Raw genomic sequence first — 12,923 nt, 5'->3', positions numbered from 1 at the left:
CTGGCGAGGGCCGCCGGGGAACGGTGCGGAAGAGGGCGTGGGTCGCCGGGCGCCCGGCCATGGCTGCCACGGGCGCGGTGAGGGGAAGCCGAGTCAGTTGTGCGCGCTGTCGTGCCAGTGCAGGACGCGGCGTTCGACCAGCGTCACGGCGAGGAGCAGCAGCACGCCCATGACCGCGAGGACGAGGATCGAGGCGTATACGACCGGCAGTTGGTTCATGGACGAGGCCACGCTGATCGCGGTGCCGAGGCCGCCGGTCGATCCCGACGCCGACATCTCGGCCACCACGGCGCCGACGATCGACAGCGGGAAGACGATGCGCAGCGCGGCGAACACGTACGGCAGCGCGTGGGGGATGCGCACGTGCCACAGCAGCTCGATACGGCCGGCGTCCATCGTCCGGTACACCTGCAGCACTTGTTGGGGCACGGACCGCAGTCCGGCCGCGGTGTTGATGAGGATCGGGAAGAAGCAGATCAGGCCGGCGATGAGGAGTTTGGGCAGCGGGCCGAAGCCGAAGGCCACGACCAGGGCCGGTGCGATCGCCACCAGCGGGGTGACGTTGAGGACGACGGCGATCGGCATGACGGCCCGGCGCACCAGCGGGAGTTCGCTGGTGAGCACCGCCAGGACGAACGCCGCGACGAACCCGATCGCGAGGCCGGCCGTCGCCTCGCCCAGGGTGATGAGGGCGTTGTCGACGTAGTAGCCGAACTGGGTGGTCAGTGAGCTGCCGATCTTCGGCAGCGGCGGCAGCAGGTATGGCAGCTCGTCGGCGCCCCACTGCCACAGCACGGCGAGGAACGCCAGCATCACGGTCAGGGGCAACCATGCGGAGGGGCGGATCCATGCGATCCGGGACCTCGGGTGCCTGAGGCTGAAGCGCGACGGTTCGACGGGTGTCTTCGTCTCGTTCGCCAGGGTGGTGCTGGTGCGTTCGTCGGTCACGGTCATCGCTCGCACCCCACTCACGCGGCCTCGCCGTGCCAGGCACGGCGCAGCCGGTCGCGGATCAGGTCCTCGTACTCGTGGAAGTGACGTTCCCCGAAGAGGCGATTGCCGCGCGGCCGGGGCAGGTCGACGTCGATGGTCTCCACGATGCGGCCTGGGTGCGGTGCCATGACGACCACGGTGTCCGAGAGCCGTACGGCCTCGGAGACGGAGTGGGTGACGAACAGGACCGTCGTCTTCAACTCGTCCCACAGGTCGAGCAGTTGGTCCTGCAGGCTCTCGCGGGTGAACTCGTCGAGGGCCGAGAAGGGCTCGTCCATGACGAGCATGTCGGGCCGCAGGCCGAAGGCCCGCACGATCGCGGCACGCTGCCGCATACCGCCGGACAGCTGTGCCGGGAGCTTGTGCATGGCCTCGCCGAGACCTGCCTTGAGGAGGAGATCCCGCATGTCCGGGGCGGCTTGCCGCTCTTCGAAGTCGGCGATGCGCTCGCGGCGCCTGGAGGCACCCTTGTTGATCTTCTGCGGCAGCGTGACGTTGCGCAGCACGGACAGCCACGGCAGCAACGCCGGGCTCTGCGGCACGAGGCCGATCATCTTGGCGGCGCACGCCTTGGCCGGGGGGACGCCGTGCACCTGGACCTCGCCGCGGTCGGGCTGTTCGAGGCCGGCCGCGAGGCGCAGCAGTGTCGACTTGCCGCAGCCGCTGGGCCCGATGAGGCTGACGAAGCGGCCGGGCGGCACCGTCAGAGAGACGTCGTCCAGGGCATTCGTCGCGGACGGCCCGAATCCGTAGACCCGGTGCACCGACCGTAGTTCAAGCGCTGGCGTACCAGTCACCTTCACGCTCCCATCCATGTAGCGAGCACGAAGGCCCGGTCCTGGAAGTCGGAGAGCGTGCGTAGCGAGTGCGGGTGACTGCGACGCGGAAATCCGCTTAGGTGTCGTCGACCGTAGGAGCCTTGTGTTACGGCCCTGCGGCGCTGTTTGTTTCGCGCGCTTTACGTTCAGCGCTCGAGTGTGACGACCGTGCTGCCGTCGAAGACGTAGATCTCGATCCCGAGGTCCGCCGCAGCGCGTGCCACCCAGCCGCCGAGCGCCTGCACGATCAGCTCGGTGACCAGAAGCACCGCACGCTCGGCGGTCGGCACGGAGTCGCGCAGCCAGAGCAACTTGAACATGTCCGCCATGACCTTGTTGCGGTAGGCGGGCTTGTAAGCGCCCTGATTGCTGACGAGTTGGACCAGCACCCTGCCCTCGGCGTCGATCCCCTCGACCTCGACACGGCTGCCGTCCGGAAGCATGAGCGGCTTCGGACGAAGCCCGGTGCCGAGCCGGTCGCCGAGGGCGAGCAGCATCCGGCGTTCGATGGAGCCCTCGGCGAACCGGCTCCACTCGGTGGGGGCGTCAAGGACGGTCAGGTGGCGCATGCGGCGGAGTGTAGGAAGCGCCCGTTTCCTGCGTGTTTCGGAGCCCATCCAGTCGGTGGGCCGGCATCGGCTCCTGGGCCCCGCACCACCAACCGGGTATGCGCCGGCCGGTGTTGTGCCGGAGGCCGACGGTCGGTCAGCCGGGCCAGGTGCCGGTCAGGCGGCGGGTGGCGGTGGCGCCGCCGCGGTCGACGACGGCTTTCACACCGGCGAAGATCGCTCCCTGCAGGACGGCTGCCGACACCACCTCGCGCCAGGTGCGGTGCTCGTCGGTGGCATCGGGGGCATCCTCCTCGTGCCCGAGCCGCTTCCAGACCTCCTTGAACATCGCGCCGGCCAGCGCACCGCTGAGGGCGCCCATGGCCATGCCGACCGGCTTGTAAGCGACTTTCGACGCTTTCATCGATGCCTCCGGGCGCGGCGGATGAGCAGCAGCGCGATGAGCGCACCGGCTGCGGTGAGCAGCGGAGTGCGGTTGGCGCGCGCCACCTGCATGCCCTGGCCGGCCTTCTCGCGTACCGGTTCCGGGGCCTTGTCCCGGGCCAGCTCCGCGACGTGTACGGCCTTGTCGTGGACCTGCTCCGTGGCCGCGGCGGCCTTCGCGCGCACCGGCTCGGGGGTCCTGTCCTGAACCACGTGGGCCGCGTGCGTGGCCTTGTCCTTCAGCTGCGTCCTGACCTGTGTGGTCTTCTCGGCGACCTGGTGCCTGACAGCCGCTGTCTTCTCCTGGGCGCGGGCTTTGACGTCGGTCTTCGCCGCGAGCGCCTCGACGGTCTCGCCGAGTTCCTCGCGGGTCGCCTCGACCTGCTCCCGCAGTTGCTCCGGGGAAGGTGCTGTCTCATCGCCCTTGTTCGGCTTGTCCTGGGTCATCGGTGTGCCTTCTCCTTGATCTCGGCCATATCGGCCTTGACGCTCTCCATGGTCTGCTCGGGCCTCGGCGGGGATGCCTGGCTGATCTGTCGCTTCCCGAGCGCCGCCATCAGCGCGGTGACGGCGGCCAGGACGCCGGTGACGATCAGAGCCGCCACCCACACATCCAGGGCGAGCGACAGAACGGCGATCACGGTGGCCACCAGCGCCTGCAGGGTGAGCACGCCCATCAGCCCGGCGCCGCCGAACAGGCCGCCGCCCCTGCCGAACCGCTTGCCCTTCTCGGTCATCTCCGCCTGCGCCAGGCGCATCTCGTCGCGGACCAGCTGAGACAGCTGCCGCGAGGCACGCTGGACCAGGTCACTCACCGGTTCCTGCGCTCCGCTGCCCGGGCGGGGGGAACCATCTGCTGTCATGAGTGCTCACCTTCCTTGGGGCTGTCCTTGGGGTGGGCTGCCCGGGGTGACCGAGCGGCCGGTTCTACTTCCACCGTCTGATCGGCTCTCCGGGTACCCCGGGTCAGCACGCATCACCTCCCGTCAGAGCAGCCGCCGCCACGGCAGATGAGGCACGGCCCGTACCAGGGCGGCCGCGGCCAGCCCGATCACGCCTCCGGCGGCCACGTCGGAGGGGTAGCGGGCACCGCTGTGCACCCGCTCGGCGGACACCACCACCGCCGACAGCCCACAGGCGGCACCGGCGGCCGGCCAGACCGGCGCGACGGCGCCCGCGAAGGCGACGGCCGCGGCGGTGTGCCCCGAGGGGAACGACGAGCTGTCCGGGCGCTCCCGGAGTTCCTCCGGCGGGACCCATTCCCGGGGCGGGCGGCGCCGTCGGTACAACTTCTTGGCGACCGCGTTCGACAGCACCTCGGACATCGTCATGGCAGTCACGCCCGCCGCCGCGGCCGTACTGCCGCGCCACCCGCCGAGCGCGGCCATGGCTCCGGCCGTCGCCCACCACAGCTTGGTGTGCTCGGCGGCCTCCTGCACCGCCGACGCGAGCCGGCGCACCCAGGGTGGCCCCGACCCGATCGTCCGTCTGGCCAGCCGGCGGTCCCCATCGTGAAGATCCGCCATCGTTCCCATGACCAGCCGACTTCCCGGTCAGGGCCAGGTCACACCGGTGTCGTGAGCGATTCGGCCCGGCACCCCTAAGAACCTGGAGCGGTCCTGAACGAGGCCCGCGGCGGTGCGGTCCCCGCCACGTCAGGATCCAAGACGGCGGCGATCCTCCTCGTCCCACTTGCGGGTGTCGCGCGGCTGTACGTACGGCTCTTCGTCGGCCGGCTGACCGCCTGCCACCGCGCGCTGGCGGGCCAGCTCCGCGTCGCACTCCAGGCCCAGCAGGATCGCCAGATTCGTGATCCACAGCCACACCAGGAAGATGATCACGCCCGCGAAGGTGCCGTAGGTCTTGTTGTACGAGGCGAAGTTCGCCACATACAAAGCGAACCCGGCCGAGGCGATCATCCAGATCACCAGTGCCAGGAAGCTGCCCGGCGTGATCCACCGGAACCCGCGCACCCGCGCGTTCGGCGTCGCCCAGTACAAGATCGCGATCATGGTGGTGACCAGGAGCGCCAGTACCGGCCACTTCGCGATCGACCACACCGTCAGCGCCGTGTCGCCGACACCCAGAGTGGAGCCGAGCTGCTGGGCCAGGCTGCCGGTGAACACGACGATCACCGCGCTGACCACGGCCAGGACCATCAGGACCACCGTCACGCCGACGCGGACGGGCAGTACCTTCCACACCGGCCGGCCCTCCGGGACGTCGTAGACCGCGTTGGCGGACCTGATGAACGCGGCGACATAGCCGGAGGCCGACCACACCGCGAGCAGCAGACCCACGATCGCCATGACCGAACCGATCCCGGCACTGCCCTGCATCTGCTGCACCGCACTGCTCAGGACATCCCGCGCCGCGCCCGGGGCCAGGTTCTGGATGTTGTCCAGCACCTGCTGCGACGCCGACTGCCCGACGACCCCGAGCAGTGAGATGAGTGCCAGCAGTGCCGGGAACAGCGCCAGAATGCTGTAGTAGGTCAGTGCCGCGGCCCGGTCGGTCAGCTCGTCCTTCTTGAACTCCTTCAGGGTGCCTTTCAGTACCGCTCCCCAGGAGCGCTTGGGCAGATCCGTCGGTTTGTCCGGCGCCTGCCGCTCCACCTGCTCATCCGGCCCGGCTTCAGGTGCCCGCACGGTCTCGGCCTTCTGGTCGGTCGCGCTGTGCCCGCCGTGCCTTCCATGCCGTTTCAACGTCCGTACCATTCCGACCGAGTATCCGGGCCGAGTGCCGCGTATACATGCACTCACGGCATACACGTCAAGTGTGTGTTGCCGTTGTCAGCCGACGAGGGCCTGGTTGATCTGCCTGGTGGTCTGCTCGGCGACCCGGGGGTCGACGGCGGCGTAGGAGGTGTAGGCGTTCAGGCCAGTGGCCAGGGCCCAGCCGCGGCCCCGCATCCAGGTGGCGTCGTCCACATCGAGCGCGTCGCGGAAGACGGCTCGGCTGTCGGCCGACATCAAGGTGAAAGCGATCATCAGGTCACGGGCCGGGTCACCGGTGCCGAGCTCGCCGAAGTCGATGACGGCGCTGAGGCGGCCGTCGACGGTGAGCAGGTTGCCGGTGTGGAAGTCGCCGTGAAACCACACCGGAGAACGGTCCCACCCGGGGGCGCTCAGTGCCGCGTCCCACAGTTCGGTCATCGCTGTTGCGTCGAACACGCCGTCGACCTGGGCGATGGCGGCCCGCGTCGCACGGTCCCGGTCGGACAACGGCCGGCCGGTGAGCTCTACCAGGGTGCTCTCGGCGTGGATGTCCTCGGGTGCGAATTGCTGCAAGGCAGTCAAGAACTGAGCCAGTTCAACGGCGGCCGTGGAGGAACCGGCCAGTGCCTCGACGGTCGCCACCTCACCGTCCAGCCAGCGGGACACCGCCCACGGCCACGGATAACCGAAGTCGGGCTCGCCCACCCTCACCGGTACCGGGACAGCCAGGGGAAGGTGCGGGGCGAGCCGGGGCAGCCACTGGAATTCCTTCCTGGCCTGCCCGATGGCTCCGGCATGGCGGGGCAGCCGGACGGACAGCTCCTCACCCAGCCGGTAGATCACATGGTCGGAGCCGGCGGGGTCGAGCAGCTTCAGGGGCAGCCCCGCCCACTGCGGGAACTGAGTGTCGATCAGGCGCCTGACCAGTGCATCATCGATCTGGGGGCGGGTGTCCACCGTTCTCACGGTTGCCAAGAGCAGCTCCTGTGGCCGGCCCGCTCCGTACGACGGGCACTCGGACCCATCACAGTGGTTCGCGGCTCCGCCTGTCGACCGAGTTTTGACCCGTTACTGACCGCCCCGATCGAATTCCTTCAACAGGCGCTTGGGAGCGGTCGCCCGCCACGCGGCCCGTACCCGTTCGTCCAGCTCCCCGACATCGATCCGGTCCAGGCGGAGCTGGACGACGTTGTAGCGGGAGTCGTGATCGGTATAGAAGAAGGTCTCCGGTGCGGACGCGACGAGCTCGTCGCGTTCTTCCTTGCCGTCGACCTTCACTCCGGCACAGAGCTCGTCTTCGGTGATCCAGGCGAAGATCTTTCCGCTCACCCGGAACGTCGGCTGGTTCCAGGTGACGCGCTCCTCTGTATCGGGCAGGGCGAGTGCGAGCGTCCGTACGTCTTCGGCTTCGGCCATGGAGGCACCTCGGTCCTTTGCCCGGGGAGTGGGGGAGTGGATTCCCGTGGTCCGCCAGCCCTGCGGCCGCCGGTCACGTCGAAGAACCGCGGCAGCAGCTTCGCCAGGGTGCTCTTGCCCGAGCCCGAGGGGCCCACCAGCGCGGTGACCGTGCCGGGCTCGAGAGCCAGATCCACGTCGTGCAGGACGCACGCCCCGCTGCGCAGGCTGGGTCGCCCCGACGACATCGTGGGCGTCACGACCTTCCTCGCCTCGCGCGGCGCCTCCTATCTCACCGGCCTCGTGCTGCCGGTCGACGGCGGCCTGACCACGACCGGATGACCAGGAGCTTGTGAGGCCATGCAGGGAAGCACGCAAGGCGGCACGCACGAACCGCGGGATGGGATCGCGCCGGAGTCGGCACTGGTGACGGAGGCCTCTCGCCATCGCTGGCGGACTCTCGCGGCCCTGTCGTTCGTACAGTTCATGATCGCGATCGACCTCACCATCGTGAACGTCGCGCTCCCCACGATCCGCAGGGAACTCGGCTTCACTCCCGAGGGCCTCACCTGGGTGGTGAACGCCTACATGCTGGCCGCCGGCGGGCTGATGCTCCTCGGCGGCCGGCTCGGCGACCTACTGGGGCGCCGCCGTATGTTCATGATCGGAACAGCTCTGTTCGGTGTCGCGTCGCTGACCGCCGGCCTGGCGGTCTCGCCCGGGATGCTCATCGCCTCCCGGTTCGCCCAGGGCATGGGGGAGGCCCTCGCCGTCCCGGCCGGCCTCGCGATCGTCGCGCTGATCTTCCCCGACGAGAAGGAACGGGCCCAGGCGCTGGGGATCTGGGGAGCCCTGTCCGGCCTGGGAGCGGTGGTCGGCGTGGTCCTCTCCGGGGTCCTGACCGGTCTGGTCGACTGGCGCTGGGTCTTCTTCATCAACCTCCCTCTCGCCGCGGTGCCGCTCCTCGTGATCCGTCGCCTGGTGCCCGAGAACAGGGCCCCGGGCCGCCGCCGCATCGATTGGACGGGCGCCGGTCTGCTCACCGTCGGCCTCATCGCGCTGGTGAACGGACTGCTCTCCTCCGGCTCGGGCGTACCGCTGTGGCAGTCCGGCGGTTCGATCGCGGTGGGTGCCACGCTCCTGGTGGTGTTCGTCGTGGCCCAGGCCAGAAGTACTCAGCCAACTCGCCCCCCTCGGCTTCTTCGCCGAACGCATCCGAGCCCTGGGCAACGGCCTGACGATCCTGCTGATCGGTGTCTCTGAGGCGGTCTTCTTCCTGGTGGTCCTCTACAACCAGGACGTCCTGGACTTCTCTCCGTTGGAGAGCGGCCTTGCCTGGCTCCCCTTCTGTCTGGCCTTCCTGCCCGGTGTCCTCGTGGCCGGTCAGCTCCTGCCCAGGGTGGGCATGCGGACCCTTCTCGTGGTCAGCATGCTCGTGATGGCCTGCGGCGTGCTGATGTTCAGCATGGTCGAGGAGGACTCCTCGTACGGCTCGCACATCATGCCCGCCATGATCGTCACCGGCCTCGGCTTCGCCGCCTCCCTGCCGGCCGTGCAGAACGCCGCCCTGCACGGCATCTCGGACCATGACGCGGGCCTCGGCTCGGGCGTGACCACCACGGTGCAGCAGGTGGGCGGCGCGCTCGGCCTCGCCACGTTCGCGGCGATCGCGCTCGGCGGGACGCACGGCTCCCACACCGTGGAATCGGCCGGCGCCTCGCCGTCGACGGCGTACGCCTCGCCTTCCGCGTGGCCGCCGTGACCTTGGTGGCGGGCGCGGCCCTCAATCTCTGGCTCATGCCCGGACGCCGCCGGGAGAAGGCAGGCAACTAAGGGCAACCAACGGTTGCGCATCCCGAAGGGAGGGTCTACAGTGATGTGCAACCAAAGGTTGCGAGATGGTGGGAGAGTGCGGTGGAGTACGGCAGCATCGAACGGGAGATCCACATCGAAGCCACGCCCGAGGTGGTCTACGAGGTCGTCAGCAGGCCCGAACATCTGCGGGAGTGGTGGCCGGACGAGGCAGAGCTGGAGCCGGTGCCCGGCGCCACCGGGGTCATCTCGTTCGGCGACAGTTCCACGCCGGAGGCGAAGGCCGTACCGATCACCGTGGTGGAGGCCGACCCACCCCGGCGGTTCTCCTTCCGGTGGGTGTACGACGAGAGTGAGGCCACGGCGCCGGACGACTCGCTCCTGGTGACCTTCGAGCTGGTCCCGTCGGGCGCGGGGACGCTGCTGCGCTTCACCGAGGAGGGGTTCAGGGAGAAGGGCTGGGAGGTCGCCGTCCTCGAGGAGCAGTACCGCGAACACGTCACCGGCTGGGACCACTTCCTGCCCCGCCTCGTCTCGTACGTCGCCCGGCTGGTGTCGACGCCATGAGCGTCACCATCGACGACGAGCTCTGGTCGGCGGTGGGAGACCCGACCCGGCGGCGGATGCTCGACCTGCTGCTGACCGACGGCGGCGGCACCGCGACCACGCTGAGCGAGCAACTGCCGGTCACGCGCCAGGCGGTCGCCAAACACCTCGGCGTACTCGACCGGGTCGGACTGGTGCACGTCACGCCGTCCGGACGTGAGCGCGTCTACCAGGTCGACGAGGCCCAACTCGCCCGCGCGGTCGCGCAGTTGTCGTCGGTCGGCGCCGCCTGGGATGCCCGGCTGCAGCGCATCAAGCGGATCGCCGAAGCAATTCAGCGCGGCCAGAAAGGCTGACCCGCACGAACGAGCGCGCCGCCTTATCCGGGGTGGCGCTGATGAACCGCGCCCGCATGCGGGCGCCTACCCGAAGAACGAGGTATCGAGATGGTGGACATCCTGCACAGGATCGGAGTCGAGTCGTCTCCCGGCGACGTCTACGAGGCCCTGACCACGGTCGACGGTCTGGCGGGCTGGTGGACGGAGGACACGGACGGCGACACCGACATCGGAGGAGTGATCCGGTTCCGCTTCGAGCCCGGCGGGTTCGACATGAAGGTACTGGAGGCCCGGCCCGCCGAGCGCGTGCTCTGGGAGGTCGTCGACGGTCCCGAGGAGTGGATCGGCACGCACATCCGCTTCGAGCTCAAGCAGGAGGACGGCTTCACGATCGTGCTGTTCCGACACGAGGGCTGGAAGGAGCCGGTGGAGTTCATGCACCACTGCAGCACCAAGTGGGCGACCTTCCTGATGAGCCTCAAGAGGCTGGTCGAAACCGGCAAGGGCGAGCCCGCGCCGCACGACGTCAAGATCAGCAACTGGCACTAGACGGATTCCGCGGGCATCCCGGCGGACACCGTCTGCCGTGTCCTTGCCGCTGGACGCGTTGTACTCCGATCGAAGGCCCGTACGGCCGTCATCCGCGTGTCCTCGGCAGGGGCGGCCCAGGGAACTGGCATGGTCCTTGACGCTCTCTGCCGCGAGTGCCTGAGGTCGCCACACTCAGGCCCTCGCGGCAGAGGCCGGCGTGACGCCGGCAGGGGAGGGGAGGCCGGCAAAGGGCGGAGTGGTGGCACGCCTACCGCGGGTGCACGGCGTAAGTCAGGTGCGTCACCCGCGACGACGGCTCCGAACGGACCGGCTCCAGCGCGACCCTGGACGCGTCCACGCCGTCGAACAGGCGGGTGCCGGCGCCGAGAAGCACCGGTGACAGCGTGATCGAGAACTCGTCGACCAGGCCGGCGTTCAGGTGCTCCAGGATCGTCGCGCCGCCGCCGGCGATGCGGACGTCGCGGTCCCCGGCGGCGATGCGGGCCTGGTCGAGGGCGTGCTCGATGCCGTCGTTGACGAAGTGGAACGTGGTGCCGCCGGGCCGCTCCCACGGGTCACGCTTGGTGTGCGTCACGACGAAGACCGGGGTGTGGAACGGCGCCTCCTCCGGCCAGGACAGCTCGCCGAGGTCGAACATGCGCTTGCCCATGACGCTCGCGCCGGTGCGCTCGAACGTCTCCCGCGCGATGTCGTTGTCGCGGCCCTCCTCGCCGCCCTCGCCCAGCTTCAGGTTCTCCCGGAAGAACCGCAGCGGGAAGGCCCACTGCTGCAGCTCCATCCACTGCGCCATCCAGCGCTGAACATCCGGGTCGTCCTGCTTGTCAGGCGCGAAGAGGAAGTCCTCATCGGGCACGGACTCGGGCGCGATGAAGCCGTCCAGCGACATCGACACACTGAAGAACACGTTCCCGGCCATCAGCCCGCCACCCCTTTCTGAAGGATCTCGGTGACGTAGGCCGCCAGGCTGCTCAGGGTCTGCCGGCCGCCCTCGATGGCGTGGTACTTCTCGACCGCCTCGTCGCGCAGTTCCTTGGTGGGGAACACTGTGCGCATCTCGATCCGGGTCGCCTCGCCGTCCGGCGCGAAGGTCAGGACCGATTCGAAGGCGTTCGGGTCGTCGCGGGACTCACCGTGCAGCAGCACGATCCGCTCCGGCGGGACGATCCGCAGCCAGCGGATCCACTCGGAGTAGTCGGTCCCGTCCGGCCCGTGGAGCACGAAGTCCCACTCCCCACCCTCACGGAACTCGAAGGACCGTGTGGTGGTGGTGAAGCCCTCCGGACCCCACCACCGCGACAGGTGCCGGACCTCGGTGAACGCCTCGAACACCAGCTCACGCGGGGCGTCGATGGCCCGGGAGATCACGATCTCCCGGTCGGCCGTAGCCGGCTCCGCCCGTGTTTCTCGCCCTGCCCCTGCCATCGGTCATTCCTCCTGTCGTGTCTGCTTGAGGTCCTGCACGTAGGTGTCCAGCCGGTCGAAACTCTCGTTCCAGAACCGCTCGAATCCGCCGACCCACTCGTGGACCGGCCGCAACCCACGGGCGTCCAAGCCGTAGAGGCGCTGCTTGCCCGCCTCGCGGACCCGCACCAGTCCCACCTCCCGGAGCACCCGCAGGTGCTTGGACGCCCGCGGCTGGCTCATCCCCAGCTCCTGGGCCAGGTCGGTCACCGGCCGCTCACCCGCCCGCAGCAGCGCCAGGATGTCCCGGCGCTGCGGCTCGGCGATCGCGTTGAACGCGTCCGACGTCGTCGCTGCTCGTGCCATGACAGCGATCATATTCCCATATCGGCATGCGTCAAGCCGGGGTCGAGCGGACGATCGACAGGCTCCAGACGCGTCCGGGTGCGAAGCCGACGTTCATCGGCGATGTGCTCGCGGTCGGGCCTTGTGGTCGTCAACTGCCCTCACCTGGACGGTGACCCGGTCGCGGGTGCTCGACGGTCGTACTGATGAAGCCGGGCCGCTGTGCCCGGCCGTAGGAAGATCCGCCGGACACGCCTACCGGTGTGTGAGGCCGTCGATGATCAGGGTGAGGGTGAAGTCGAAGCGGTCGTGGCTTTCGCCGGCGGTGAGTTCGGCAGCGTGGCAGGTGGTGTGGGGGAAGGTCTCGGCGGGCAGGGCGGTGAGCCGGCGCAGCAGTTCGTTCCGGTCGTGGACCCAGATGGCGTCGTCGTGTGCTGCCCGCTGGCGGGCGATGGATGCTTCGAGGCAGTGGGCGGCCACGTACAGCAGAAGGGTGTCGGTGGCCCAGGCGGCGGCCTGCGGGGGGATTCCGCCGGCGAGCAGGATCGCCAGCATGCCTTCACTGACCCGCAGGGTGTCGAGGCTGGTGGGCGCCATGGCGAGCGCGGCGCGGGAGATGCCGGGGTAGGCCAGGTACTGGTCGCGCAGCTGCGTGCAGACGCCGCGGATCTGCTCCCGCCAGGCCGCGGGATCGGGCTCGGGCAGGGCGAGTTGGGCGCACAGCCGGCCGATGAGCAGTTCGTCGAGGTCGGCCTTGTTGACCACGTGGGCGTAGAGCGAGGCGGGACCGGTGTCGAGGGCGCCGGCCAGGCGGCGCATGGTCAGTGCCTCGTAGCCCTCGGTGGCGATGACGGCCAGTGCGGTGTCGATGACCTGTTCCACGGTGATCGGGGCCTTGCGGCGCCGCGGCCTGGGGCCGGCTTCGGCCTCGGGGGTGGGCGGCTGGTGGCGTGCCGCGCGTCGCTCTCTGGGGTTCACCAGGCCACTATAACTTGACACGAACACCGTTCGTTT

20 protein-coding genes and 1 pseudogene are annotated in these 12,923 nt (G+C 69.3%); 6 read left to right on the top strand and 15 right to left on the bottom strand.

The window, feature by feature from the left end:
• Positions 1-93: 93 nt before the first annotated feature.
• The 11 genes and pseudogenes from OG828_RS01670 to OG828_RS49425 form a co-directional block, all read right to left on the bottom strand.
• Positions 94-954, bottom strand: a complete 861-nt coding sequence (locus tag OG828_RS01670; RefSeq protein WP_328349455.1) for an ABC transporter permease — start codon at positions 952-954, stop codon at positions 94-96.
• A gap of 14 nt (positions 955-968) precedes the next feature.
• A complete protein-coding gene (locus OG828_RS01665) occupies positions 969-1,790 on the bottom strand; it encodes an ABC transporter ATP-binding protein (protein WP_328499830.1) in 822 nt (273 codons plus the stop codon).
• Between the two features lie 167 nt (positions 1,791-1,957).
• Positions 1,958-2,380 (bottom strand): hypothetical protein, encoded by a 423-nt coding sequence (locus OG828_RS01660; protein WP_328499829.1) that lies wholly within the window; start codon positions 2,378-2,380, stop codon positions 1,958-1,960.
• Positions 2,381-2,516: 136 nt separating this feature from the next.
• The gene (locus tag OG828_RS01655) at positions 2,517-2,783 is read right to left on the bottom strand and encodes a DUF4235 domain-containing protein (protein WP_328349452.1); all 267 of its coding nucleotides are present in this window, start codon (positions 2,781-2,783) and stop codon (positions 2,517-2,519) included.
• Positions 2,780-3,250 carry a DUF3618 domain-containing protein gene (locus OG828_RS01650; RefSeq protein ID WP_328499828.1) on the bottom strand — a complete coding sequence of 157 codons (471 nt, stop codon included), beginning with the start codon at positions 3,248-3,250 and terminating at the stop codon, positions 2,780-2,782. The genes OG828_RS01655 and OG828_RS01650 overlap by 4 nt, the downstream gene beginning before the upstream one ends.
• Entirely contained in the window at positions 3,247-3,666 is a 420-nt protein-coding gene (locus tag OG828_RS01645) for a phage holin family protein (RefSeq protein ID WP_328499827.1), read from the bottom strand. The genes OG828_RS01650 and OG828_RS01645 overlap by 4 nt, the downstream gene beginning before the upstream one ends.
• A gap of 123 nt (positions 3,667-3,789) precedes the next feature.
• Positions 3,790-4,329 (bottom strand): phosphatase PAP2 family protein, encoded by a 540-nt coding sequence (locus tag OG828_RS01640; RefSeq protein WP_328499826.1) that lies wholly within the window; start codon positions 4,327-4,329, stop codon positions 3,790-3,792.
• A gap of 129 nt (positions 4,330-4,458) precedes the next feature.
• Positions 4,459-5,520, bottom strand: coding sequence for a YihY/virulence factor BrkB family protein (locus tag OG828_RS01635; protein WP_328499825.1), 1,062 nt, complete (start codon positions 5,518-5,520; stop codon positions 4,459-4,461).
• A 75-nt stretch (positions 5,521-5,595) separates the two neighbouring features.
• Entirely contained in the window at positions 5,596-6,495 is a 900-nt protein-coding gene (locus tag OG828_RS01630; RefSeq protein WP_328499824.1) for an aminoglycoside phosphotransferase family protein, read from the bottom strand.
• Between the two features lie 93 nt (positions 6,496-6,588).
• Entirely contained in the window at positions 6,589-6,936 is a 348-nt protein-coding gene (locus tag OG828_RS01625; protein WP_328499823.1) for an MmcQ/YjbR family DNA-binding protein, read from the bottom strand.
• 65 nt (positions 6,937-7,001) lie between these two features.
• Positions 7,002-7,124 (bottom strand): annotated as a pseudogene (locus tag OG828_RS49425) (ATP-binding cassette domain-containing protein); the annotation flags it as partial.
• Here OG828_RS49425 and OG828_RS01615 point away from each other — a divergent pair.
• From OG828_RS01615 to OG828_RS01590, 6 genes are all read left to right on the top strand, one after another.
• Positions 7,081-7,257: an SDR family oxidoreductase gene (locus OG828_RS01615; RefSeq protein WP_443062361.1), complete on the top strand. Its 177-nt coding sequence runs from the start codon at positions 7,081-7,083 to the stop codon at positions 7,255-7,257. The pseudogene OG828_RS49425 and the gene OG828_RS01615 sit on opposite strands and share 44 nt — an antisense overlap.
• A gap of 18 nt (positions 7,258-7,275) precedes the next feature.
• Entirely contained in the window at positions 7,276-8,178 is a 903-nt protein-coding gene (locus OG828_RS01610) for an MFS transporter (RefSeq protein WP_328499821.1), read from the top strand.
• Positions 8,179-8,194: 16 nt separating this feature from the next.
• A complete protein-coding gene (locus OG828_RS01605) occupies positions 8,195-8,677 on the top strand; it encodes an MFS transporter (protein ID WP_328499820.1) in 483 nt (160 codons plus the stop codon).
• Positions 8,678-8,829: 152 nt separating this feature from the next.
• Entirely contained in the window at positions 8,830-9,294 is a 465-nt protein-coding gene (locus OG828_RS01600; protein ID WP_328499819.1) for an SRPBCC domain-containing protein, read from the top strand.
• A complete protein-coding gene (locus tag OG828_RS01595) occupies positions 9,291-9,629 on the top strand; it encodes an ArsR/SmtB family transcription factor (protein ID WP_210570713.1) in 339 nt (112 codons plus the stop codon). Before OG828_RS01600 ends, OG828_RS01595 begins: the two co-directional genes overlap by 4 nt.
• 90 nt (positions 9,630-9,719) lie before the next feature.
• Positions 9,720-10,160: an SRPBCC family protein gene (locus OG828_RS01590; protein WP_328349443.1), complete on the top strand. Its 441-nt coding sequence runs from the start codon at positions 9,720-9,722 to the stop codon at positions 10,158-10,160.
• Positions 10,161-10,410: 250 nt separating this feature from the next.
• On the opposite strand, the gene OG828_RS01585 is transcribed toward OG828_RS01590, so the two are convergent.
• The 4 genes from OG828_RS01585 to OG828_RS01570 form a co-directional block, all read right to left on the bottom strand.
• Positions 10,411-11,079, bottom strand: coding sequence for a dihydrofolate reductase family protein (locus tag OG828_RS01585; RefSeq protein WP_328499818.1), 669 nt, complete (start codon positions 11,077-11,079; stop codon positions 10,411-10,413).
• On the bottom strand, positions 11,079-11,585 hold the full coding sequence (locus tag OG828_RS01580) for an SRPBCC family protein (protein WP_328499817.1): 507 nt from the start codon (positions 11,583-11,585) through the stop codon (positions 11,079-11,081). The genes OG828_RS01585 and OG828_RS01580 overlap by 1 nt, the downstream gene beginning before the upstream one ends.
• Positions 11,586-11,588: 3 nt before the next feature.
• Positions 11,589-11,930 carry an ArsR/SmtB family transcription factor gene (locus OG828_RS01575; RefSeq protein WP_053752428.1) on the bottom strand — a complete coding sequence of 114 codons (342 nt, stop codon included), beginning with the start codon at positions 11,928-11,930 and terminating at the stop codon, positions 11,589-11,591.
• 234 nt (positions 11,931-12,164) lie between these two features.
• Entirely contained in the window at positions 12,165-12,887 is a 723-nt protein-coding gene (locus tag OG828_RS01570; RefSeq protein WP_328499816.1) for a TetR/AcrR family transcriptional regulator, read from the bottom strand.
• Positions 12,888-12,923: the final 36 nt, after the last annotated feature.

The sequence above is a fragment of the Streptomyces sp. NBC_00457 genome (assembly GCF_036014015.1).
GTDB lineage: Bacteria > Actinomycetota > Actinomycetes > Streptomycetales > Streptomycetaceae > Streptomyces.
The sequence above is the reverse complement of the archived record's forward strand: the minus strand, read 5'-3'. Positions and strand labels throughout refer to the sequence as shown.

Bases quoted from the DNA above. Each gene is read 5' to 3' on its own strand.
- OG828_RS01670 (WP_328349455.1), bottom strand. From the start codon at position 954: ATGACCGTGACCGACGAACGCACCAGCACCACCCTGGCGAACGAGACG.
- OG828_RS01660 (WP_328499829.1), bottom strand. From the start codon at position 2,380: ATGCGCCACCTGACCGTCCTTGACGCCCCCACCGAGTGGAGCCGGTTC.
- OG828_RS01655 (WP_328349452.1), bottom strand. From the start codon at position 2,783: ATGAAAGCGTCGAAAGTCGCTTACAAGCCGGTCGGCATGGCCATGGGC.
- OG828_RS01650 (WP_328499828.1), bottom strand. From the start codon at position 3,250: ATGACCCAGGACAAGCCGAACAAGGGCGATGAGACAGCACCTTCCCCG.
- OG828_RS01645 (WP_328499827.1), bottom strand. From the start codon at position 3,666: ATGACAGCAGATGGTTCCCCCCGCCCGGGCAGCGGAGCGCAGGAACCG.
- OG828_RS01640 (WP_328499826.1), bottom strand. From the start codon at position 4,329: ATGGCGGATCTTCACGATGGGGACCGCCGGCTGGCCAGACGGACGATC.
- OG828_RS01635 (WP_328499825.1), bottom strand. From the start codon at position 5,520: ATGGTACGGACGTTGAAACGGCATGGAAGGCACGGCGGGCACAGCGCG.
- OG828_RS01625 (WP_328499823.1), bottom strand. From the start codon at position 6,936: ATGGCCGAAGCCGAAGACGTACGGACGCTCGCACTCGCCCTGCCCGAT.
- OG828_RS01610 (WP_328499821.1), top strand. From the start codon at position 7,276: ATGCAGGGAAGCACGCAAGGCGGCACGCACGAACCGCGGGATGGGATC.
- OG828_RS01595 (WP_210570713.1), top strand. From the start codon at position 9,291: ATGAGCGTCACCATCGACGACGAGCTCTGGTCGGCGGTGGGAGACCCG.
- OG828_RS01590 (WP_328349443.1), top strand. From the start codon at position 9,720: ATGGTGGACATCCTGCACAGGATCGGAGTCGAGTCGTCTCCCGGCGAC.
- OG828_RS01585 (WP_328499818.1), bottom strand. From the start codon at position 11,079: ATGGCCGGGAACGTGTTCTTCAGTGTGTCGATGTCGCTGGACGGCTTC.
- OG828_RS01580 (WP_328499817.1), bottom strand. From the start codon at position 11,585: ATGGCAGGGGCAGGGCGAGAAACACGGGCGGAGCCGGCTACGGCCGAC.
- OG828_RS01575 (WP_053752428.1), bottom strand. From the start codon at position 11,930: ATGGCACGAGCAGCGACGACGTCGGACGCGTTCAACGCGATCGCCGAG.